This is a genomic window from Kocuria massiliensis (assembly GCF_900169715.1).
Lineage (GTDB): Bacteria > Actinomycetota > Actinomycetes > Actinomycetales > Micrococcaceae > Rothia > Rothia massiliensis.
On sequence record NZ_LT835160.1, the window covers coordinates 394,209 to 414,513 of the forward strand.

General features: G+C 63.2%; 17 protein-coding genes. 11 read left to right on the top strand and 6 right to left on the bottom strand.

Annotated elements, in window-relative coordinates; all coding sequences use genetic code 11:
• Nucleotides 1-19: 19 nt before the first annotated feature.
• Together B9Y51_RS03260 and B9Y51_RS03265 are read right to left on the bottom strand one after the other, a co-directional pair.
• Nucleotides 20-925 (bottom strand): SDR family oxidoreductase, encoded by a 906-nt coding sequence (locus tag B9Y51_RS03260; protein WP_425432050.1) that lies wholly within the window; start codon nucleotides 923-925, stop codon nucleotides 20-22.
• Between the two features lie 187 nt (nucleotides 926-1,112).
• Nucleotides 1,113-2,573 (bottom strand): APC family permease, encoded by a 1,461-nt coding sequence (locus B9Y51_RS03265; RefSeq protein ID WP_245826036.1) that lies wholly within the window; start codon nucleotides 2,571-2,573, stop codon nucleotides 1,113-1,115.
• Between the two features lie 112 nt (nucleotides 2,574-2,685).
• Between B9Y51_RS03265 and B9Y51_RS03270 the strand changes: the two genes are divergently transcribed.
• The 6 genes from B9Y51_RS03270 to B9Y51_RS03295 all read left to right on the top strand — a co-directional run bounded on the left by B9Y51_RS03270 (nucleotide 2,686) and on the right by B9Y51_RS03295 (nucleotide 10,223).
• Nucleotides 2,686-4,041: an aspartate aminotransferase family protein gene (locus tag B9Y51_RS03270; protein WP_158088242.1), complete on the top strand. Its 1,356-nt coding sequence runs from the start codon at nucleotides 2,686-2,688 to the stop codon at nucleotides 4,039-4,041.
• Nucleotides 4,035-4,886, top strand: a complete 852-nt coding sequence (locus tag B9Y51_RS03275; protein ID WP_085528752.1) for a MurR/RpiR family transcriptional regulator — start codon at nucleotides 4,035-4,037, stop codon at nucleotides 4,884-4,886. The genes B9Y51_RS03270 and B9Y51_RS03275 overlap by 7 nt, the downstream gene beginning before the upstream one ends.
• 143 nt (nucleotides 4,887-5,029) lie before the next feature.
• Complete coding sequence (locus B9Y51_RS03280; protein ID WP_048680953.1) at nucleotides 5,030-6,328, top strand: type I glutamate--ammonia ligase; 1,299 nt, start codon at nucleotides 5,030-5,032, stop codon at nucleotides 6,326-6,328.
• Nucleotides 6,318-7,454 (top strand): amidohydrolase family protein, encoded by a 1,137-nt coding sequence (locus tag B9Y51_RS03285; RefSeq protein WP_085528753.1) that lies wholly within the window; start codon nucleotides 6,318-6,320, stop codon nucleotides 7,452-7,454. Before B9Y51_RS03280 ends, B9Y51_RS03285 begins: the two co-directional genes overlap by 11 nt.
• Nucleotides 7,451-8,602, top strand: a complete 1,152-nt coding sequence (locus B9Y51_RS03290) for a M20 metallopeptidase family protein (protein ID WP_085528754.1) — start codon at nucleotides 7,451-7,453, stop codon at nucleotides 8,600-8,602. The genes B9Y51_RS03285 and B9Y51_RS03290 overlap by 4 nt, the downstream gene beginning before the upstream one ends.
• 148 nt (nucleotides 8,603-8,750) lie before the next feature.
• Nucleotides 8,751-10,223: an esterase-like activity of phytase family protein gene (locus B9Y51_RS03295; RefSeq protein WP_085528755.1), complete on the top strand. Its 1,473-nt coding sequence runs from the start codon at nucleotides 8,751-8,753 to the stop codon at nucleotides 10,221-10,223.
• A gap of 72 nt (nucleotides 10,224-10,295) precedes the next feature.
• Here B9Y51_RS03295 and B9Y51_RS03300 read toward each other — a convergent pair whose 3' ends face one another.
• Nucleotides 10,296-11,552, bottom strand: a complete 1,257-nt coding sequence (locus tag B9Y51_RS03300) for an MFS transporter (protein WP_085528756.1) — start codon at nucleotides 11,550-11,552, stop codon at nucleotides 10,296-10,298.
• 260 nt (nucleotides 11,553-11,812) lie between these two features.
• Here B9Y51_RS03300 and B9Y51_RS03305 point away from each other — a divergent pair, with 260 nt between their 5' ends.
• From B9Y51_RS03305 to B9Y51_RS03315, 3 genes are all read left to right on the top strand, one after another.
• Nucleotides 11,813-12,895 (top strand): esterase-like activity of phytase family protein, encoded by a 1,083-nt coding sequence (locus B9Y51_RS03305; RefSeq protein ID WP_085528757.1) that lies wholly within the window; start codon nucleotides 11,813-11,815, stop codon nucleotides 12,893-12,895.
• A 79-nt stretch (nucleotides 12,896-12,974) separates the two neighbouring features.
• On the top strand, nucleotides 12,975-14,822 hold the full coding sequence (locus B9Y51_RS03310; protein ID WP_085528758.1) for a Na+/H+ antiporter: 1,848 nt from the start codon (nucleotides 12,975-12,977) through the stop codon (nucleotides 14,820-14,822).
• 22 nt (nucleotides 14,823-14,844) lie between these two features.
• Complete coding sequence (locus tag B9Y51_RS03315; protein ID WP_085528759.1) at nucleotides 14,845-16,539, top strand: NAD(P)/FAD-dependent oxidoreductase; 1,695 nt, start codon at nucleotides 14,845-14,847, stop codon at nucleotides 16,537-16,539.
• Nucleotides 16,540-16,541: 2 nt separating this feature from the next.
• Here the strand turns inward: B9Y51_RS03315 and B9Y51_RS03320 are convergent, their stop codons facing one another.
• The 3 genes from B9Y51_RS03320 to B9Y51_RS03330 are packed head-to-tail and all read right to left on the bottom strand — an operon-like array spanning nucleotide 16,542 to nucleotide 19,050.
• Entirely contained in the window at nucleotides 16,542-17,399 is an 858-nt protein-coding gene (locus tag B9Y51_RS03320) for a metal ABC transporter permease (RefSeq protein ID WP_085528760.1), read from the bottom strand.
• The gene (locus tag B9Y51_RS03325; RefSeq protein WP_245826037.1) at nucleotides 17,396-18,163 is read right to left on the bottom strand and encodes a metal ABC transporter ATP-binding protein; all 768 of its coding nucleotides are present in this window, start codon (nucleotides 18,161-18,163) and stop codon (nucleotides 17,396-17,398) included. The genes B9Y51_RS03320 and B9Y51_RS03325 overlap by 4 nt, the downstream gene beginning before the upstream one ends.
• Nucleotides 18,160-19,050 carry a metal ABC transporter substrate-binding protein gene (locus B9Y51_RS03330; RefSeq protein WP_238651206.1) on the bottom strand — a complete coding sequence of 297 codons (891 nt, stop codon included), beginning with the start codon at nucleotides 19,048-19,050 and terminating at the stop codon, nucleotides 18,160-18,162. The genes B9Y51_RS03325 and B9Y51_RS03330 overlap by 4 nt, the downstream gene beginning before the upstream one ends.
• A 419-nt stretch (nucleotides 19,051-19,469) precedes the next feature.
• Here B9Y51_RS03330 and uraD point away from each other — a divergent pair, with 419 nt between their 5' ends.
• Nucleotides 19,470-19,964 carry a 2-oxo-4-hydroxy-4-carboxy-5-ureidoimidazoline decarboxylase gene (gene uraD / locus B9Y51_RS03335; RefSeq protein ID WP_085528761.1) on the top strand — a complete coding sequence of 165 codons (495 nt, stop codon included), beginning with the start codon at nucleotides 19,470-19,472 and terminating at the stop codon, nucleotides 19,962-19,964.
• Nucleotides 19,961-20,287 (top strand): hydroxyisourate hydrolase, encoded by a 327-nt coding sequence (gene uraH, locus B9Y51_RS03340; protein WP_048680929.1) that lies wholly within the window; start codon nucleotides 19,961-19,963, stop codon nucleotides 20,285-20,287. Before uraD ends, uraH begins: the two co-directional genes overlap by 4 nt.
• The last annotated feature ends 18 nt before the right edge of the window (nucleotides 20,288-20,305 follow it).

Genomic DNA, 20,305 nt, shown 5'->3' on the forward strand with positions numbered 1-20,305 from the left:
AAATCGGTGACACTATCCCCTACGGAGAAACCATCCCACCGTTAACGTTCAAGGTTTCCCCCATGACGTAGCTCGACTCGGCGGACGCGAGAAATACGTACGCGGGGGCAAGTTCGGTGGGTTGTCCGGCACGACCCAAGGGCGTGTTGTGGCCGAATGACGGCAAGGCTTCCTGGGGTTGCCCCTCGCTCACCTGCAACGGCGTCCAGATCGGTCCCGGTGCGACGGCGTTGACCCGGATGCCACGCGGGGCCAGATCCTGCGCCAGCCCCTTGGAAAAGTTATTGATGGCCGCCTTGGTGGACGCGTAGTGCATGATGTGCGTCGACGGATCATAGGCCTGAATTGAGGTCGAATTAACAATTGCCGATCCGGCGGGCAGGTATTTCAACGCTTGGCGGGTAATACGGAACATGGCCAAGATGTTGACGTCGAAGGTCTTTTCCAGCTCGTCGTCGCTCAAATTCTCCAGACCATCGGTGATGACCTGTTTACCGGCGTTGTTGACGAGGATATCTAGGCCATCGAGTGCCTCGTGCGCCTGGTCTACGAGGGTCGTGCAGAATTCGCGGTCCATAAGATCACCGGGGATCAGGCAGACCTTTCGTCCTTCCTGTTCCAGGAGGTTCTTGATGTACTGCGCATCCTCTTCCTCGGCGGGCAGGTAATTCATGGCGATGTCGGCGCCTTCCCGTGAGAAGGCAATCGCTACCGCTGCGCCAATTCCGGAATCCGCACCCGTAATGAGCGCCTTGCGCCCTTCGAGCCGGCCGGTTCCCCGATAGGTCTTTTCACCGCGATCCGCGCTTGGCTCAAGGTGGGCGTCCAGACCGGGCTCCGGCTGCTTCTGCCGGGGCGGTTCGATTTTCGGGTACCGCGTGACGGGGTTCTGGAATGTCAGCTGATCGGCCGATTGAGTCATCATGATCTCCTTTGAGGGATTATCGAAAACTGCGTTGGCTCACTCCCCAATCTAGAGCTGGAACACGGGTCTCACGAGGATCGACAGCTCTCGGCTTAAACCCGGAAATTCTGCTTGGAACTCCCCCGGACGAGTGAGACGGCGTCTCGGCTTAACCGCCCACGACGCGTCGCGCGAGTCGTGGGCCATATCAGTCCTCCAGCAACAACTCGTCCCCGATGTTCTTCGCCATATCCGGCCGAACCAGTGCCACGACGAGCCCCACGAGACACCAAGCGCCAGCGATCCACGGGAAATAGGTGAAGGGCGCTTCCTGCCCCCACGCCTGCACGAAATACACATATCCGAGGTAGGCGAGGGCAACCAAAGGGATGATCATCTCCCCTTTGTGAAGACCGAAGGTCCCGCGAGCCGCGGCGACAATAGCCCCAACCGAAGTCATCGCGTAGGCGACGATCAGGCATAGCACCGCGATGGTCGCGAACCAGTAGTACGTCTCGAAGGCTTGGGCCTGGAAAATCAGCAGGAACAGGGACAGTGCCAGGGTCAGCACGACGACGGCGGTCACGCAGTTGCGCGGAGTCGAGGATCGGGCCGGCGTACGGGCCAGAAACCGCGGACCGAATCCGTCCCGGGCAAGGGCGAAGAGCAGGCGGGAAGCCGCCGACGTCGAGCTCAGGGCAGAGGCGAAGGCCACCGCAAATGCGGAGAGCGCCAAGAGCCGCGCAAACATCGGCCCGGTGTACATCGAGGCGATCTCGATCAACGACGAGTCGGCCCCCGCGAAGGAGGCGACGCCCGCATCCGAAGTCCCGAACCCCACCGTCTGGGCGTACATCACGACCACGTAGATCACCCCGCCCAGGATGACCGAGCCGAGGAGGGCGATCGGAATCGCACGCCGAGGATTGCGCGTTTCTTCCGCGAGAGACGTGCACGATTCAAACCCGGCCCACGACAGGAACGCGAACACGGAGGCGGTCATGACGGCCGACGTCGAGGCCCCACCTGGCAGCACGGGATCCATGCTCAACGGCTCACCGTGCGGTCCTCCACCACCGGCAACCTGAACGATCACGTTCACCGCGAGAATCAACATCAACCCGATACCAACGGCGCCGATGACCATCAAGATCTTGGTGATGACCGGCGCCTCTCTCACACCCAGGAGAAGCACGAGCGCGGCGATGACGATCAGCGTGACCGGCCACGGGACCGATATGTCCCAACCCAGCGTCGAGACGAAGGCGTCGAAGAAGACGCCGCAGGCCCCGTAGATGCACGCGACGAAGAACAGGTACGTGCCCAACAAGGCGAAGCCCGAAAAGAATCCTGCCCGAGGCCCGATGGTCGCTCCGGTCAACGCATAGACCGAACCCGCGTGCGCGAATTTCCCGGTCAGGCGCACGAACGCGTAGGCCACGAACAACACGCCTAGGGCCGCGATGATGAAGGTGTACGGAACCTTGGTTCCCACCAGGCCCGCAACTCCGATGCCGTTCAGTGCCATCGCCATAACGGGACCCATGAAACCCACCGAGAGGGCCGCGGCTTGTACGGGTCCGATGAGCCGCTTCGGTGTGCCTTCGGCGCGGCTCGCACCGTGATGGGACTCGGTCTGGGTGCTCTGAGATCTGGCGTCGTTCATCATGCCCAACTCTCCGACGCTGTGTTCAGCATCACATAGATTGCCTATAGTTATACACGTTACAAATCCTCATAAACAAGACCCTTCTGTTATTCACAATTCACGGAGGACACCCATGGACCCCTCAGGCGATCTCTACGAACGGGACGAATCGGTACTAGCCAGCCCGTCCAAAATGCGGTTCTACCCTTTAGCTGCCCGCTCAGGCGAAGGCCCATATCTCATGACCGATGACGGCCGGCGCGTCCTGGACGCCACCTCCGGCCAAGGCGCCTTCGGACTCGGTTATGGCGACGCACGACTGGCCGATTCGGCACGATCCGCGCTCATGGACGGGGGCGGGGCCAACGTGTTGGCGATGACGAACTCGGCATCCGTCGAATTCGCCCAGCGTCTCCTCGACGTAATCCCGGGAGACGCCGGCCGCAAGGTTTACCTGGGCCTCACCGGCTCGGACGCCAACACCGCGGTCATCCGGAGCGCCCGGGCAGCCACCCAACGGAGCAAGGCCTTGAGCTTCGGCCACTCCTACCACGGCGGCATCGGAGACTCTCAGGCGGCGTCGGGATTTAATGCCGATGCGGGCGGTGACATGGATCCACGCGCGGTAGTTCTGCCCTATCCGGACCTCTATCGCCCCGAGGCCGTTACCGGTGATCCCGCCAGCACCGAGGAAGAGCTCCTGGCCGAAGTCATGCGTCGCGCAGAGGAGGCCCTCGCTTCAGGCGAGATTGCCCTAGTTCTGGTCGAACCCATCGCGCACGACGGCGGGATCTTGATACCCCCGAAGCACTTCCTGCGGGACCTCCACCGGGCCTGCCGCAGGCACGGGACGTTACTGTGCGTCGACGAGGTAAAGGTCGGCCTGGGACGCACGGGCACCTTTCCCGCCTACACCGCCGACGACTATTTCGATCACCCCGACCACACCCCAGACGCCGTAACGCTGGGGAAAACCCTTGGCGGTGGACTGCCGGTCTCGGCGGCAATCATGGCTCCCAAGATGGCCGACGCCGCCACCGGAGGCCTCCTCCTCACGATGAACGGATATCCCGCCGGATCCCGTACCGGACTCGACGTCCTCCGCCGCATCGACGATGAAGGTCTCCCCGAGCGCGCCGCCACCCAGGGTCAGTTACTTAAGGACCTACTTCTGGAACGGACCGCACAGATGCCCCACGTGGGTGAGGTGCGCGGGTGCGGGCTATCCATCGGCGTCGAACTGGTCTTGGACCGGAAAACCAAAGAACCGGCCACCGACCTCGCCGCGGCCACCGTGTATCGAGCCTTCGAATTGGGTGTCGCCCTGAACTACTCCGGAATCGGCGGCAACGTCCTGGAGCTGGTTCCTCCCCTCACGATCACCCGAGCGGACGCCGAATTCATCGCCGACACGATCTCCCAGGCCCTTCGAGACGCCGAAGATGGAAAGATTGATCCGAACAACCTGAGGAGGTTCTCTGGATGGTGAGTCACCGGAACGTACGCTCGCTCGTGCACGAGTTTATGGAAGACATGAGCCCGAGCGAGCGCAAGGCCGCCCGGGCCGTGCTCGCCGGCTACCCCAGTTCAGCCCTCGGCACCGTGGCGGAATTGGCCGCCGTCGCCGACGTGAGCCCTCCAACCGTCATCCGCTTCGCCGCACGCCTGGGCTATTCGGGGTGGCCAGAGCTCCAGCGCGACGTCGTCAAGGGGCTCAACGACGAAGGCTCACCCCTCAGCCAATATCCCCACAAGACGGGTGCGGCCCACGAGGACGGCCGTGATGTTCTCACCCGCTCGCGGCGCACTTTCGTGGACATGATCGAGAGTACCTACGAGAGCCTCCCCGAATCCGAGTTCCGCGCAATGGTCCAAGAGCTGTGTGATCGGAAGAAACAGATCATGCTCGTGGGCGGCAGGTTCAGCGGTTTCCTCGCGGAGTACCTGGCAGCGCACCTGCGGCTCTTGCGACCCGGAGTCTCGGTGGTCGGGCATGATGAATTGTCCCGCGCCACCGCGGTGGCTGACGCCAACCGACAGACCGTTCTCGTCGTCTTCGATTACCGGCGCTACACGGCCTGGGCCGAGCACTTGGCCCAGACCGTCCAGGCCCAAGGGGCAACCGTGTGCCTCATGACCGACGTCTGGCTCTCCCCCATTGCCCGAATGTCCTCGGTCGTTCTGCCTTGCCCCGTCGAGTCGCCCTCACCCTTCGATTCCATCACCGCCGCAACCGCTGTGGTCGAGAGCCTGATCGCGGCGGTGACGGAGCAGTTGGGCGAACACGGCAAACGCCGGGTGGCACTAGCCGAAGGCATCCTCCGGGACGCTTGACCCGCGTCTCACCTCACCAAATAGCGACCAAAATGACGCAGACTGTGGCCCACGTCTCTCAGAAAATGTAATGTGCATTACGAAAGACATCGAAACACTCGGTGTTGGAACATTTGATTCACTGACGAAGATGCGTGAGGACCATGACCACGACCCCCCTAACCTTCATCGCAACCAACGACCTCTCCGCACAGACCCGTGGACGTTCCGTCCCCGGCGCCGAGACTCCGGCAGCACTACGACGCGGCGTCGGTTGGGTTCCGGCCAATCTGGCGATCGGGGCCTTCGGTCACATCGCGGAGGACAACGTCTTTGGCGCGACGGGAGACCTACGGCTCATGCCCGACAACGAGGCGTTGTTTAACATCGCCGAATCCGAAGAACGCCCCGGTCTGAGCTACTACTTGGCCGATCAAACTCGCCCCGACGGCTCACCGTGGGCATGCTGCCCCCGCACCTTTGCCCGCGACGCCCTGCGCGAGTTCACCGAACTCACTGGCTTGGAAGTCGTGGCCTCATTTGAACACGAGTTTTTCCTGTCCGGCGCGGAAGAGACCGCCCCGTTTAGCTTCGAGCGTTTCCGCAAGGCCGAGCCGTTCGGATCGAAGCTCGTAGAGCTCCTGGACGAGGTCGGCCTCCGGCCGGAGACCTGGCTTCCGGAATACGGCGAAGACCAGTTCGAGATCACCCTGGAGCCGACGGGTGCCTTGGCCGCCGCCGATCGTGCCGTCGTGCTTCGCGACTTGGTCCGCGATCTGGCCGAACGCAGTGGTCGCAAGGCCTCGTTCGCTCCCCTGCTGGATCCGGATGGTTCCGGCAGCGGCGTGCACATCCACTTCTCCCTGCGCGACGCCCAGACCGGCGCGCCTGTGCTCCATGACCCGGAGCGCCCCTCGGACCTCGCCGAGGTCGGTGCCCAGTTCGCCGCCGGAATCATCACCCACGCCAAGCCGCTGACCGCCCTGACCGCGTGCAGCCCGGCCTCCTACTTGCGGCTAAGCCCCAACCGCTGGAGCGTCGGCGGTGCCTTCCTGGGCGAATATCACCGTGAGGCCCTCGTCCGGATCTGCCCCACGAGCACCCTCGGCGGGGGACGACCGCAGCACCAGTTCAACTTGGAATACCGCGCCGCGGACGCGACGGCGAACCCTTGGTTGGCCGTGGGGGCCATCGTGCGCGCGGGAATGGAAGGCATCAAGCGCGGGTATCAGCCCGAGAAGATTTGGCACGAAGAGGATTCGGCCGAAGAGCTCACTCGGGTGCCCAAGCTGCCCACCGACGTCGAAGATGCCTTGGATGCCCTCCGCAAGGACGACGTTGTGATGTCGTGGTTCCACCCGGATCTCATCCAGACCTACGTGGACGTCAAGCGAGCCGACCTGGAATCCTGTGAGGGCCTGACCGCGAAGGAGATCTGCCGAAAGGTCGCGAATGTCTACTGAGCTACACGAAACCCTCCGCGAGCTGAAGCTGGTGGACCACCACGTCCACGGCCCACTCGCCGGAAACGTGGATCGGGGCACGTTTGAGACGCTCATCAGCGAATGCGACGTGCCCCAACCTGCCGGGGTCAGCGCCTTCGACAGCCAGGTTGGCTTCGCGGTGCGACGTCACTGCGCGCCCGCCTTGGGACTGGAGGCCCACGCGAGCGCGGATGCCTACATGGCCGCCCGCGAGGATCTCGGGGCCGATGCCCTAGCGAAAGTTCTGATGGGTTCGGCGGGCGTGAGCGACTGGATCGTGGACTCCGGTTTCGCGACCGACGCGATCTGGGACGTCGCCCGCATGAATGCCGAACTGCAGGGCACCACCCACGAGATTGTGCGTTTGGAATCGACCCTCGAAGCCATAGCTCCGAATTCCACCCCGGAAAACTTGGAGACGGACGTCGAGGAAGCCCTCGCCAAAGCATCGGAACGAGCCGTGGGCTGGAAATCGATCGTCGCATACCGCTACGGCTTTGACTTTGACCCCACGCGCCCCAGCAGCGCCGAGATTCGCGAAGCCGCCCGTGAGTGGATGGGAGACTTCCAGCCTGGTGTCACCCCGAGGGTCGAGAACCCGGTGCTCCTGCGCTTCCTGCTTCACGCGGCCTGCGCCACGGGCAAACCCCTGCAACTTCACGTGGGCTTCGGCGACGCCGACGTCGACATGCACCGGTGCAACCCCGCGCTGCTGTCGGATTGGCTCAAGCTCATCGAGCCCACGGGCGCACGCATCATGCTTCTGCATTGCTACCCGTACCATCGGATCGCCGGGTACCTGGCCCACGTGTTTCCGCACGTCTATATGGACGTCGGACTGGCCATCAACTACACAGGTGCCGCAGCGACGCGAATCATCGCCGAGAGTATGGAGCTCGCGCCCTTCGGCAAGATTCTCTACTCCTCCGACGCGTGGGGCCCACCCGAGCTGCACTATCTCGGTTCGGTCTTGTGGCGTCGCGGAACCGAACGCGTGCTCCAACAATGGATCGACGACGACGAATGGAGTCCCGCCGTAGCATCCCGCGTCGCCCGGATGATCGGCAGGAATAACGCACTGTGCGTCTACGAGGTGACGTCATGAACTACGAAGAATTGTGGTCGGCCCTCGACGCCGAGATGCCACGTGCCCGCGCCTTGCGAGGGCTCCTCCATCGGAATCCGCGACCTTCCGGGAACGAGACCGAGACGCGAGACCTGGTGATCGAGCATCTCCCTCAAGGGCTGCCGCGCACGACTGTGGCCGAGGCGGGCGCCGTCGTGCGTTGTGGCGGACCGGGCCCTGCCATTGGGATTCGCGGTGAGCTGGATGCATTGCCCATTCTCGAAGAAACCGGGGTGGACTGGGCCTCGGAAAACCCGGGGGTCATGCACGCCTGCGGTCACGACGTGCACCTGGCCGCGCTGACGGCCGTAGTCCATGCGGTGACCTCGACGGAGGCTCCCATGCCGCTGCTCGCGGTCCTTCAACCGCGGGAAGAGACCTACCCCTCAGGAGCGGAAGATATCGTCGCCTCCGGAATCCTCCGTCACGAAGAGTGCGCGGCAATGTTGGGGGCGCATGTTCAGCCCACGCTGGAGCGCGACGTCGTCTCGTGCACGCCGGAAGGCGTCAACGCCGCCGCAGACGAGTTCCACATTGAGGTCAGCGGCCGTCCAGGTCACGCCGCGTACCCGCACACCACCCGCGACCCGCTCTACGCGGGCACCCAGATCGTCGGGGCCCTCCAGTCCGTGGTCGGCCGCGTCGTAGACCCCATGCGCTCGGCAGTCGTCGGGGTGTCGTCCTTTCACGCCGGCGAGGCCGCAAATGTTGTCCCAGAGCGCGCCACAATATCCGGGACCCTGCGAGCGCTCGACGAGGAAACCCGGGCCCTCATACGCGCTCAGGTTCGGGAGATCGCGGTCGCGACGTCGGCGGCCCACGGGTGCACTGCGGAGGTCACCATCACGGCCGGTGAGCCTGTGCTGTACAACGACCCGACGTTGGCCGAAGCCACCGCGGCCATACTTGCCGAACAGGGGTTCGACGTCGACGAAACCCTTCGTTCGTTGGGCGCGGATGACTTCTCATTCTTCGCCGAGAAGATCCCCTCCCTCATGCTCTTCGTGGGGACCGAGACCACGGAGGGACTGCATTCCTCGACGTTCCTTCCGAACGACGACGACGTATATCGGGTGGCTCGGGCCATGATGTCTGGCTACCTAGCGCTCGCCGACGCCGTGGCCTAAGGCGAGATCGAACACGGCCGCCGTGGCCCGGTCTCTTCCCGCCCTGGGCCACGGGTTGGTCGTGTTCTCGTCACCCGATGCTCCCCCATTCGTCATCTGCGGCTGATGTACTCGGTCGGTCACTCAGCATCGATGGAAAGACCAAACCATGACGAAGAAACGCACCCTCCTGCTCGCCGCAGCCGCAACCGGAATCCTGGTGTTCCCCTCCGCTCCCGCGATGGCTAATCCTCCCCAGAAGGCTCCCGGCGCGGAGGTTTACACCACGCACATCAAGGACCTTGGATCCGTGGGTAACGTCCCGGTCAAGGGTTCGGCCTATGGTTCCGCCCTAACGCCCAAGCCCGGTAGCCAGGATGTGTTCTACGGGTTGACCGACCGTGGCCCCAACGTCGATGGGCCGGACGGCATCAAGATCGAGCCCTACCCCGACTACGCACCGCAGATCGGTGAATTTCGCATGGTCAACGGCCACGCGAAGCTCAACCGCGTGATCGAGCTCAAGGGCACGGACGGCAAACCGTTGAATGGCCAGGTTTCTCCCGAGGCCGACACCGGCGAGGAAATTCAAGACCTCTCGGGCAAGGTGCTGCCGAAGTCGGATCACGGATATGACAGCGAGGGCTTGGTGGCCATGCCCGATGGCTCGTTCTGGGTGAGCGACGAGTACGGCCCGTACGTGACTCACTTCGACGCTCAGGGCCGACAGCTCCAGCGCCTCTCGCCTTTCAACGGCAGCCTCCCGGGCGAGCTGAAGATGCGGGACCCAAATAAGGGCATGGAAGGCCTCACCATCACGCCCGATGGCAAGACTCTGGTGGGCGCCATGCAGTCCGCCCTGGTCACCCCGGATTTGAAGGGCAAGCCTAAGAATGTGGTGCCGACCCGCATCGTGACCATCGACCTCGCAACAGGAAAGAGCCATGAATACCTGTACATGCGGCATCTGGACTCAGCCTCGACCAACATCAGCGAAATCACCGCGTTGTCGAATCACGAATTCCTCGTGGATGAGCGCGACGGCGACCTGGGTGCGAATTCGTACAAAAAATTGCACAAGGTAGATATTTCCGGGGCCACGGATGTCTCTCAGAATGGCAACGTTCAGGGAAGTACGTATGACGCAGGCAAAGGCGGCTTGCTCGTGGGTGGCAAGAGCATCGAGGGGCTCACCGGTAAGTCCAACGAGGCCGATGCCGCTTCGGCGCTGAAGAACGCGGGTATCACGCCCGTATCGAGCGCGATGTACCTGGACATCACCAAGCTCGTCTGGGGCATCGATCCCACCGGCGGGTTCTTTGCCCACGACAAGATCGAGGGCGTCGCCGCGCTCAACGGCGGGCGTGACCTCTGGATTTCCAACGACAGCGATTACGGGCTGGGCGGCTCCACCGGCGACAAGGCTCCGTATGGTCTGACCCCGAAGAACCTTCCGGATGGTCAACAAGACGACGGCGAGTTCCTGCACGTGAACATGGATTCGATCCCGGCCTCCGCCAAGGGTCCCGGTTATCAACCCGCCAGCGACACTGGCTCACACCAGGGTCCCGGCCAGGGGAATGGCCACGGGAACGGCCAGGGCAACGGCAACGGCAACGGCAACGGCAACGGCCGACACTAGCCGCACAACGCAAGGCCCCGCGATTCTTCACGGAATCGCGGGGCCTTGCCTATTCATGCGGCTCCGAAGTGCTTACTGCTTCGGGTCGACGATCTGCACGGTCCCCGTGTGCGGGTCGAACCGGATCGCGTGATGGGTCACCGGGGTGCGGCGATCGCTGAGCACGTTGACGAGCAGCAGGATCAACCCTCCAGCAGCGAGTGCGACGCCGACCCACCCCGTGGAAGCCCAGCCGCCACCCGCCGTCATCGCGGCTCCCGCAACCAGCGGGCCGATCGCGTTGGCTAGGTTGAATGCCACGTGATTCATGGCGGCCGCCAATGTCCGGGCGTCGCCGGCGGCGACCATGAGGCGGGGTTGCATCGGCACCACCAGCCCACCGCTGGACCCGATGAGGATCATCGCGAGGCCCATGATCCAGACGTTGCCCATCCCAACGGCGTACAGAGCCGCGGAGAGCCCCAGGAGTATCTGGAAAATGATGGCGGCGCCCAGCAGGAACCGCTCCGTGGCGAAACCCGCCAGCCAGTTGCCGACGGTCGCCCCGAACCCATAGAGCATCAGAATGAGCGACATCGCCCACACCGGGCCGGCGTCGGTCCCCTCGTAGGCCGACGTGAAGAAGGAATACACCGCAAAAATGCCGCCGAACCCGATGGCTGCGGTGAACAGCGTCAAAAGCACCTTGGGATTGGTCATCGCAGCCATCTCGAGTTTGGGGCTCGTGGCACGGTTTCCGGCGGTATTGGGCGCCGTCGCCCACAGAGCGACCAGGGCAATTGCGGCAATCACGGCCATGAGCAAGTAGCTGGCGCGCCACCCTACGAGCTGACCGAGAATCGTGAACACGGGAACGCCGATGATGGTGGCCACGGGAATTCCCAGGCCCACCGAGCTCACGGCACGCGCTTTCTTGGAGGGCAAAGACATCTCGACGGCAACCAAGGTGCCCAACCCGATGAAGGCTCCGTGAGGTATGCCCGAGAGGAATCGTGCGACGTTCAGCAAGAGCACGGAAGGTGCGAGCCCGGCAAAGATATTCCCGAGAACCAGAACGCCCAGAAGCGCCAAGAGCAACGGCTTGCGGGGCCACCGGGCGCCGAACACCGCGATGACCGGCGCGCCCAAAACGACGCCGACGGCGTACGCGGTGATGATGTGGCCGACCTGGCCCTCACTCACTCCAAGACCGGAGGCGATCGAGGGCAGCAGGCTCATCGACGCGAATTCGCCCGCCCCGAAGGCAAACGTGCCCGCCGCCAGCCAAAATGTCACGAGCCCCACGTGGGACGAGCTCTTCTCCATGGTGAACAGCCGCTTTCCCGACATGATCCCTCCCTTCCTTGTTCACGACGATCACCCATTCTCGGGCAATGTCGGATTAAACCCCATGCTCGTGGAAAATATTTCGGTTGCGAAATAATTTCTCGTCTGAATTGCCAGCTATCGATGGGATCGACCGCGTGCGAAGATTCGCGACGTGTTGGCCCGCACGTCACTCGGGCGACACCCGAGCCGTCCAGCATCGACGATGTCTGCCTCCGTTGCCGCCGTCGGCGGCCACGACACCAACCACCTCGGAGTCCATCATGCATCGCCACACGCAATGTGCCGCCGCCGCTCTGGCCGGCACGCTCCTCATCGGTCTGGGCTCCCCCGCCGCTGAAGCCAATCCCGGGCATGACACGCCTTCATCGCCGCAGGTCGTCGGCTATTCCGACGCCCTGGACAAGGTGAGCGCCGACGGCGCGGAGGTCGGCGGCCTCTCGTCCATGGCCTACGACAAGAGACGGCACGCGTGGGCTTCCACGGTGGACAACCACGCGGACGACCCGTCGCGCATCTGGTTCTACTCGGATCCCCACAATCCCCGCATCACGGGCGCCCCCTTGGTCTTGAAGAAACCGGACGGCACCCCGTACACAGGCCAAACCGCCGACAACGAAGGTCTGGCGATCACGCCCCAGGGGGATTACCTGGTCAGCTCCGAAACCGAGCCAACCATTCGGGTATTCGGTCGAGACGGCGTCCAGAAGGCAACCCTGCCGGTTCCAGGAAACTTCGGGGTCGCGGGCAAATCCGCCCAAGGCCAGGCCACCGACAACGCGACCCTGGAAGGGCTCACGCTCAGCCCCAATGGGCAGTCGCTCGTCGCCTCGATGGAGGGCCCCCTCAGCGGAGACGTCACCACCGCCGACGCGACGGCTCATCGTTTCCTCGTCTACCGCAAGCACGGTGGCCAGTGGAGACTAGACAAACAGGTCGGTTACCGCACCCAAACCGGCAACCGCATCCCTGAGGTCCAGTTCTACGGCAAAGACAATCTCCTCGTGGAAGAAGCGGCGTGGTCCGCCGATCGCGGGAATACCGCCGAACTGTACGCCGTGACTAACCTGGACGCGGCCCCCGACGTCACAAATGTGCCGAACCTCGCCCAAGCCTCGGCGGGCTCCTTCCTCACAAAATCGCGGGCCGTGGACGTGACGGGCCTTCCCTCACAGGACGCCCCGACGCATCAGACGCAATCCAACCCCCTGATGGACAACTACGAGGGGATGGCAGTAACCGGCGGCCAACACGGCGTCTACGAGATCAACTTGATCAGCGACGATAACTTCAATGCCCGTCAGATCACCCGCGTCGTCTCTCTCACGGCAGCACTACCGGAGTAATTCCAACGGATTCTGCTAAAACGGGAGCTCTCTCGGCCGGGCTCTGCTCAAACGACCTCCCACGTGCGAAGATCAATTCGTGCACGTCGTCCTCTTATTAGTCTGCCTCGTTGTCGCGGTGCTCGTGGGGACCGCCCTCAGCGAACGCCTTCGGCTTCCCGCGCCCATGGTTCTGATCGTTTTAGGAGCCCTGGCCTCATTCTTGCCGTTTGTGCCGGAGATCCAACTATCCCCCGAGATCGTTCTCTTCGGCCTCCTGCCGCCCCTGCTGTATTCCACGGCGATCCACACATCGATCATCGACATTCGAGCCAACATCGCCTCGGTCGCTTCTCTCTCGGTGGCCCTCGTCGTCGTCACCACGCTGGCCGTCGGGGCGATGGTGCACACGATTTCGCCCGACATTGGGTGGCCCGTGGCACTGGCCCTCGGCGCGGTCGTGGCCCCGCCCGACGCCGTCTCGGCGAGCGCCGTGGCGCGCAGGATCGGCCTGCCCCGTCAGATCGTGACCGTCCTGGAAGGCGAATCTCTCCTCAACGACGCGACCGCGCTGGTGGCTCTGCGTGCAGCCACGGCGGCTATTGGTGGAGCCGTGACCGCCGGCGGGATCGGACTGGAGTTTCTCGTCGCCGCCGGCGGCGGCGTCCTCGTAGGACTTGCGGTGGCTTTTGTGGTGATCTGGGTCCGCAAGTTCATCCACGATGCCCTCATCGACATGGGAATGTCCTTCGTGGTTCCTTTCGCGGCTTATCTCATCGCGGAGTCCGTGGAGGCTTCCGGGGTGATCGCTGTGGTCGTGGCCGGCCTTCTCATCGGGCACAAAGCGCCCATCGTCCAGACCGCAAGTTCCCGCATCACCGAACGGCTGACGTGGTCGACCGTCGCCTTCCTCTTGGAACACGCCGTCTTCCTTCTGATCGGTTTGCAAGCCGCCTCGATCATTTCGGGTGTGGACGACGGCATGTCACTCCCAGCGGTCATCGGATTCTGCGCCGCCGTCCTCGGCACGGTGATCGTGGTGCGCGTGATCTGGGTGTGCGCCCGCCAAGGGATCAGGAATTTCCGGGTGTCACCCGAGAACCGGCAGCCGTGGTCGCACGCGCTCGTGACCTCGTGGGCCGGCATGCGCGGCGTCGTGACGATCGCGGCGGTGTTCGTGATCCCACCGTCCGTGCCTCACTACGACATCCTGGTGCTCGCCGCGCTGACCGTGGTGCTCGGCACGCTCTACGTGCAAGGGCTGACCCTGCCTTTGCTCACGCGCTTGCTCAAGGTCAAGCCCGCGGACCCGGCCGAAGATGCGCTCGCTCGGGCCACCCTCATCCACAAGGCCGGGGAAGCCGGAATGAAGGAGCTGGAGGATTGCACCACCCAAGAATCCCCTGGTGTGCTCGAGACCATTCGCGAGCGTATCGACGAGCGGTCCTTCGCCGCGTGGGAGCGCCTCTCCACGACGCCGGGGCACGAAGCACCCAGCGATGCGTACGCGCGTATTCGCCGCCGAATGATCGCGGCCGAACGCGCCCGCGTGATCGCGATCCGGGGGAAGGGAAAATTCCCGTCTCATGTGCTCCAAGACGTGCTGAACACCTTGGACTATGAAGAGTCGATGCTCGAGCCCCCGGTGGAGCCTTCGGCAGAGCCGTTCGCGGCAATTGGCTCACGCGAGGGTGGCTACTGCGATGAACTCGCCGCATACCCCTCCCAGGCCTCCCCAGAAGCCCCGGTGTGTCAGCAATGCATCGAAGAGGGCACACACGCCGTCGCGCTCCGCATGTGCCTGGAGTGTGGCGATATTGGTTGTTGCGACAGCTCCACCGGAAAGCACGCGACCGAACATTTCCACCGAACGGGCCATCCCGTGATGCAATCCGCTGAACCCGGCGAGTCCTGGCGCTGGTGTTACGTGCACCGCCTCACGGCCTAATTCACAATTGAACAGGAGCCCCATGTCTACACCCGCCATCGTGTGCCTCACAGCCGAACACATCGACGTGATGAGCGCGCAATTGGACCGCTATGCGCGGGAGTACTCGGTGCTGGTGGTGCCCTCCGCGGAGTCCGCCCGAGCGCACGTCGAGGACCTCCAGGCACGTGAGGTGCCCATCGTTCTGTTCGTCGCGGATACCACCGTGGGCATGGACTCCTTCAAAGCATTACTGACGGATTTCCGGTCCCTGGTCCCGACGGCGCGACGCATCGCGGTGACGCCTTGGGCCGACTTTCGGGAACACGCACCGCATCTGCGCCAGAAGGTCGCCATGGGCTACTTCGACGCGCATCTGCTGATGCCACGCGGCACCCGGGACGAGGAATTTCACTCGGTGATCGTGGATCTGCTGAACGACTGGGCGGCCACGGTGGGCACCTCGCAGGTGGAAACCGTTCAGGTCATTGCTCCTTCTGGTCACGCCGGGGCCTGGCAGCTACGCGATTACCTGCAACGAACCGGCATTCCCCACGGCCTGCATGCCCCCGAGTCGGAGATGGGCCGTCGCGCCCTCGACGGTTACGAGGGCGACGAGGTTCAATGGCCCCTTGTGGCCGTCGCGGGAGAGTCTCCGGAGCATTGTCCGGAAGTCCGCGATTTGGCCCGACGCTTGCACGGACGACCGGACGCGACGACGCTGAGTGAAGTCTCGGAGGTACTCGACGTCGTGGTGATTGGCGCGGGCCCCGCTGGCCTGGCCGCCTGCGTGTACGCCTCGAGCGAGGGCTTAAGCACGGTCGCCCTAGAGGCCGAGGCCGTAGGCGGCCAGGCGGGAACCAGTTCGATGATCCGCAATTACCTCGGTTTTCCCCACGGGGTCTCGGGGATGAGACTCGCGTTCCGGGCCCGGAGCCAGGCCATGCGGTTCGGTACGCGGTTTTTCACCGGCTGGGAGGTCACTGGCTTGGTCCCCGGGGGCGAGGGGCAACCTCATCGGGTTCTCACCGACGCCGGCGCGATTTACGCGCGGTCAGTGATTATTGCCAGCGGTATTTCGTATCGTCGTCTCGGCGTCGACAACATCGAAGAGCTCGTGGGGCACGGCGTGAACTACGGGGCGGCGATGTCGCAGGCACGAGAAGTAGCCGGTGGCGACGTCGTGGTGGTTGGTGGCGGAAATAGTGCCGGACAGGCCGCGGTGCATCTCGCTCGGTTCGCCCGCTCCGTGACCATCGTGATTCGACGGCCATCGCTCCGAGAAACCATGTCGGCCTACCTGATCACCGAGGTCGAGGCAAACCCTCGCATCACGGTCCGGGCGAACACACGAGTTTCCGACGGAGGGGCCGTCGACGGCCAACTGGCGTGGCTGGAGCTCACCGATGTCCGCACCGAGGTCGGCGAACGTGTGGCGTCCCAGGGTTTGTTCCTTCTTCTGGGCGCCGACCCGCACTGTGAATGGATACCGGATGCCGTCTATCGCGACGACCGCGGTTTCGTTCTTACGGGCCGCGATGTCCCCTCGAGGTTTTGGTCCAACGGGTTGCCTCCGGCTGAGCTCGCCACCGCCGTACCGGGCATCTTCTGTGCCGGGGACGTTCGATCCGGATCCATGAAACGTGTGGCCTCCGCGACGGGCGAGGGCGCCGGAGTGGTCTCACTGGTCCACGAATGGATCGGCCAATCCCAGAACCGGGAACCCGTGAACGGGTAACGTCACCCCATGGACAACCGTTCGAAACGACCCGCAAGAATGCGCCTCATGCGGGTGATCGTCCAGACGGCGCAGAACATCAGGCCCTGACACAGCACCACAGTTCCTCCGGTGGAGGTACCAACGTAGTAGCTGGCATAAACGCCACAAACCGAGCAGAAGAGCGAAAGACCTACGGCAACCATGAGCATGGTTGCGAATCGATTCGTCAGTAATAGCGCGGTGGCCCCGGGGATAATGAGCATCGCCACCACCAACACCACGCCCACCGCCTGAAGGGCGACGACGCAGGTCACGGCGAGCGCGCCCAAGAGGATCCCTCCAAGGACGCGTGGCCGGAGACCCAGGACATGCGCGTGGCGCGGATCGAAGGCGTACAAGGTGAGATCACGTCGTTTCAGCAACAGGACGGTGAGGCACACGGCGCTCAACACGGCCACTTGAATCAGGTCTCCCGGAGAAACCCCCAACAAATTGCCGAAAATGATGTGGTCCAGATTCACCGGAGACGGCGTCATCGAGACCATCACCAAACCGAGGGCAAACAGCGTGGTGAATACGATCCCGATGCTCGCATCTTCCTTAATGCGAGTGGTCCTATTGACCCCGCCGATCAGCCACACCGTCAAGAGCCCAAACACCACCGCACCCACCGCAAAGGGTAGTCCCAGGGCATAGGACAGAACGACGCCGGGCAATACCGCGTGCGAGACCGCGTCACCCATCAGGGACCACCCTGTCAGCACGAGCCAGCACGATAGCACCGCACACACCGTTGCGGTCGCGAGGGTCGCGAGCAGGGCACGAGCCATGAAGGGGTAATTCAGGGGTTCGAGGATGACGGACAAGACATCGTTCATGCTGTCGCTCCTCCGAAGGCGAGGCTCAGGTTCTGCGGTTTGAGGACCTCGTCGATGCATCCGCGGAACACGACGCGATTTTTCAACAAGATGGCATGGTCGACGAAGCTCCGCAGCTGGGTGGTTTCATGGACCGACATCAAGACCGTTGCCCCATCGCTGGCGACCTCACGCAGAATTTCGGCGATGGTGTGTGCCGAGACCGTATCGACCCCGGCGAGGGGCTCATCCAGCAAAAGCAGCTGGGCTTCTTGCGCCAGCGACCGTGCGAGGAAGGCTCGCTTCTTTTGTCCCCCGGAGAGTCTTCCGATCTGTCGGTGGGTGTACTCGCTCAAACCCACCCGCTCAATGGCCTCCGCGACGGCCTTCCGATCTTCACGGCGCGGGCGACGCGTGAAGCCCAGCCGCCCATAACGGCCGGTCATCACGACGTCGTGAACCGTGACCGGGAAGTCCCAATCCACGTTTTCGCTCTGGGGCATGTATCCCAGCACATTCCGACGGCGCGCGTGTTTGGGCGAGAGGCCCATGACCTGGACCTCCCCTCCCACGGCAGGGATCAGCCCGGCCACGGCATTGAATAGCGTGGATTTTCCTGACCCATTCATGCCTAACAGCGCAGTGACCGTCCCCCTCGACAGGGTGAGGTCGACGTCGTCGAGGGCCCGCCCTTCGTCATGTGAGACGGTCAGCCCCTGTACCTTCAGGGGCGGGTCCTCGGCCACATTCAGCGACGCCCGAGCCTCTCCGAGGGGTGAGCTCACTGGTGGCCACCGAGCGCCGAAGCGATGGTCTCGGCATCATGGCGCAACAAGTCCAGATACGTAGGGACGGGGCCGTTCTGGTCGGAGAGTGAATCCACATACAGGGTTCCTCCGAATTTTGCGTCGGTGGCGTCCACCACCTGGCGCATGGAGCTATCTGACACGGTGGATTCGCAGAAGACGGCCGGAACTTTATTCTTGTTGACCTCATCAATGGTCTCGGCAATGCGGGAGGGTGTGGGATCGCCGTCCGAGTTCACGGCCCACAAGTATTTTTCCCGAAGGCCGGCGTCTCGAGCGAGGTAGGAGAACGCACCTTCACAGGTCACGAGGACACGTCGGTCCTCGGGGACCGTCGAGAGCCCGTGGGTCATGCGTTCCTGAATCTCCCGAATCTTGCCACGGTACTTTTCCGCGTTGGCCTTGAAGTCTTCGGCATGTTCCGGAGACAAACGAGAGAACGCTTTGACCATGTTGTCCACGTACGTCATTGCGGCTTGAGGGCTCATCCAAGCGTGGGGGTTCGCCGTGTCTTTGCCGTCCCCTTCGGTGATGTTGATGGGTTCAATTCCCTCGGAAAGGGTCACGTGATCGGCGTGAGCATCTTGGGTGAATTTCTCAAACCACGTTTCTAGGTGCATCCCGTTTTCGAGGACCAAATCCGCTTGGGACGCTTGTTTGATGTCGTCGGGAGTTGGTTCGTATTCATGAATTTCGGCCCCTGGGGAGGTGATCGATCGAACCTCTACGTGGTCCCCGGAGATATTGCGGGCCATGTCGGCGAGAACGGTGAAGGTGGTCAGCACGACGGGCTTATCGTTCCCGTCGGCCTTCTTTTCCGCATTTCCCGCTATTCCGCAACCGGTCAGCCCGGCCAAAAGCACCATGCCAACAGCGGATGCCCGCAATGCTCGACCCCGAAAACCTCGGGAATGGCGTGGGCTTTGTGATGGGGGCAGATGGCGTCGGTGCATGGAGTTCTCCTAGGAGCCGTGATCGAGCGAGGTGCATCGGGGAGGCTCGTCGTTCTGGTACTCCAGTGGGCCCAGCTCGATAGCCGCCGATGAGGACTATCGTAAGTACGGCTTGGCGAACTTACAACTTCGCATTGGCAAGCTATTCTCTTCGCTGCACGTTGCCGGCGCCACATGGGCAAAGGGTGGCCGGATAGGCGCGCGTCGAGTGACTCAGAGGGGGCACAATCCGCCTCACCCGCGCCCCCACCCTCTTGACTTCCATCCAGTGATCCAGTTCACTGTCTGTAAATGGAATTTAATTTTCGTTATACGAAATACGACGGAGTCGCATGATCCTCACGGAATTCAACGAGCTGAGTCGCGACGCCGCGCTCTCGACCCTTCGGCCAGCGCTGGATATCCCTCGCTGGCAAGAGGAAATCGTCGACGCTCGCCCTTTCACGTCGGTCCAATCAGTACAGGAGCTCGCACTCACTGCGGCACAGCCTTTCACGGAAACCGAGATCGACCGGGCGTTGGCGCATCACCCCAAGATCGGAGAGCGCGACGGTAGTGAGTCTGCCGAAGCCCGACTTTCCCGCGCGGAACAGGCCAGTCTCGGTTCAACGTCCGACGACGACGCGGAACGCCTCAAGCAAGGCAACCGCGACTACGAAGAACGCTTTGGCCACGTCTTCCTCATTCGGGCCGCCGGCCGTTCCCACCCCGAGATACTCGCCGAGCTGACTCGCCGGATGAAGAATGACCCCCAGTCAGAGCGGGCCGAAGTCGCCGAACAATTGCGCGACATCGCCGCGCTACGCATCGAAGGGATGCTCTCATGAGTTTCATTTCCGCCCACGTCCTCGATTCCGTTCATGGCCGCCCCGCCGTCGGAATTGAAGTGACGCTCCTCCACGGATCCGGCGAGACCATCGCCACCGCCGTGACCGATGAGGACGGCCGAGTCTCCACGCTCGGCCCAGAGACCCTGGAATCCGGCCATTACCGGATCATTTTCGCGACCGAACCGTACTTCTCCGGGCTTGACCTGGAGACCTTGTACCCGTTCGTCGCGGTGGATTTTACGGCGCGCGAAGACCAAGGGCATTACCACGTGCCTTTGCTCCTCAGCCCGTTTGCGTATTCCACATACCGCGGCAGTTGACCCAGGAGCCGACCCCAC

What these genes read in the sequence shown, in the direction of transcription:
- B9Y51_RS03315 (WP_085528759.1), top strand. Translation starts at nt 14,845, where the DNA reads ATGTCTACACCCGCCATCGTGTGCCTCACAGCCGAACACATCGACGTG.
- B9Y51_RS03330 (WP_238651206.1), bottom strand. Translation starts at nt 19,050, where the DNA reads ATGGTGCTTTTGGCCGGGCTGACCGGTTGCGGAATAGCGGGAAATGCG.
- uraH (WP_048680929.1), top strand. Translation starts at nt 19,961, where the DNA reads ATGAGTTTCATTTCCGCCCACGTCCTCGATTCCGTTCATGGCCGCCCC.
- B9Y51_RS03270 (WP_158088242.1), top strand. Translation starts at nt 2,686, where the DNA reads ATGGACCCCTCAGGCGATCTCTACGAACGGGACGAATCGGTACTAGCC.
- B9Y51_RS03260 (WP_425432050.1), bottom strand. Translation starts at nt 925, where the DNA reads ATGATGACTCAATCGGCCGATCAGCTGACATTCCAGAACCCCGTCACG.
- uraD (WP_085528761.1), top strand. Translation starts at nt 19,470, where the DNA reads ATGATCCTCACGGAATTCAACGAGCTGAGTCGCGACGCCGCGCTCTCG.
- B9Y51_RS03305 (WP_085528757.1), top strand. Translation starts at nt 11,813, where the DNA reads ATGCATCGCCACACGCAATGTGCCGCCGCCGCTCTGGCCGGCACGCTC.
- B9Y51_RS03300 (WP_085528756.1), bottom strand. Translation starts at nt 11,552, where the DNA reads ATGTCGGGAAAGCGGCTGTTCACCATGGAGAAGAGCTCGTCCCACGTG.
- B9Y51_RS03265 (WP_245826036.1), bottom strand. Translation starts at nt 2,573, where the DNA reads ATGATGAACGACGCCAGATCTCAGAGCACCCAGACCGAGTCCCATCAC.
- B9Y51_RS03280 (WP_048680953.1), top strand. Translation starts at nt 5,030, where the DNA reads ATGACCACGACCCCCCTAACCTTCATCGCAACCAACGACCTCTCCGCA.
- B9Y51_RS03290 (WP_085528754.1), top strand. Translation starts at nt 7,451, where the DNA reads ATGAACTACGAAGAATTGTGGTCGGCCCTCGACGCCGAGATGCCACGT.
- B9Y51_RS03275 (WP_085528752.1), top strand. Translation starts at nt 4,035, where the DNA reads ATGGTGAGTCACCGGAACGTACGCTCGCTCGTGCACGAGTTTATGGAA.
- B9Y51_RS03295 (WP_085528755.1), top strand. Translation starts at nt 8,751, where the DNA reads ATGACGAAGAAACGCACCCTCCTGCTCGCCGCAGCCGCAACCGGAATC.
- B9Y51_RS03320 (WP_085528760.1), bottom strand. Translation starts at nt 17,399, where the DNA reads ATGAACGATGTCTTGTCCGTCATCCTCGAACCCCTGAATTACCCCTTC.
- B9Y51_RS03285 (WP_085528753.1), top strand. Translation starts at nt 6,318, where the DNA reads ATGTCTACTGAGCTACACGAAACCCTCCGCGAGCTGAAGCTGGTGGAC.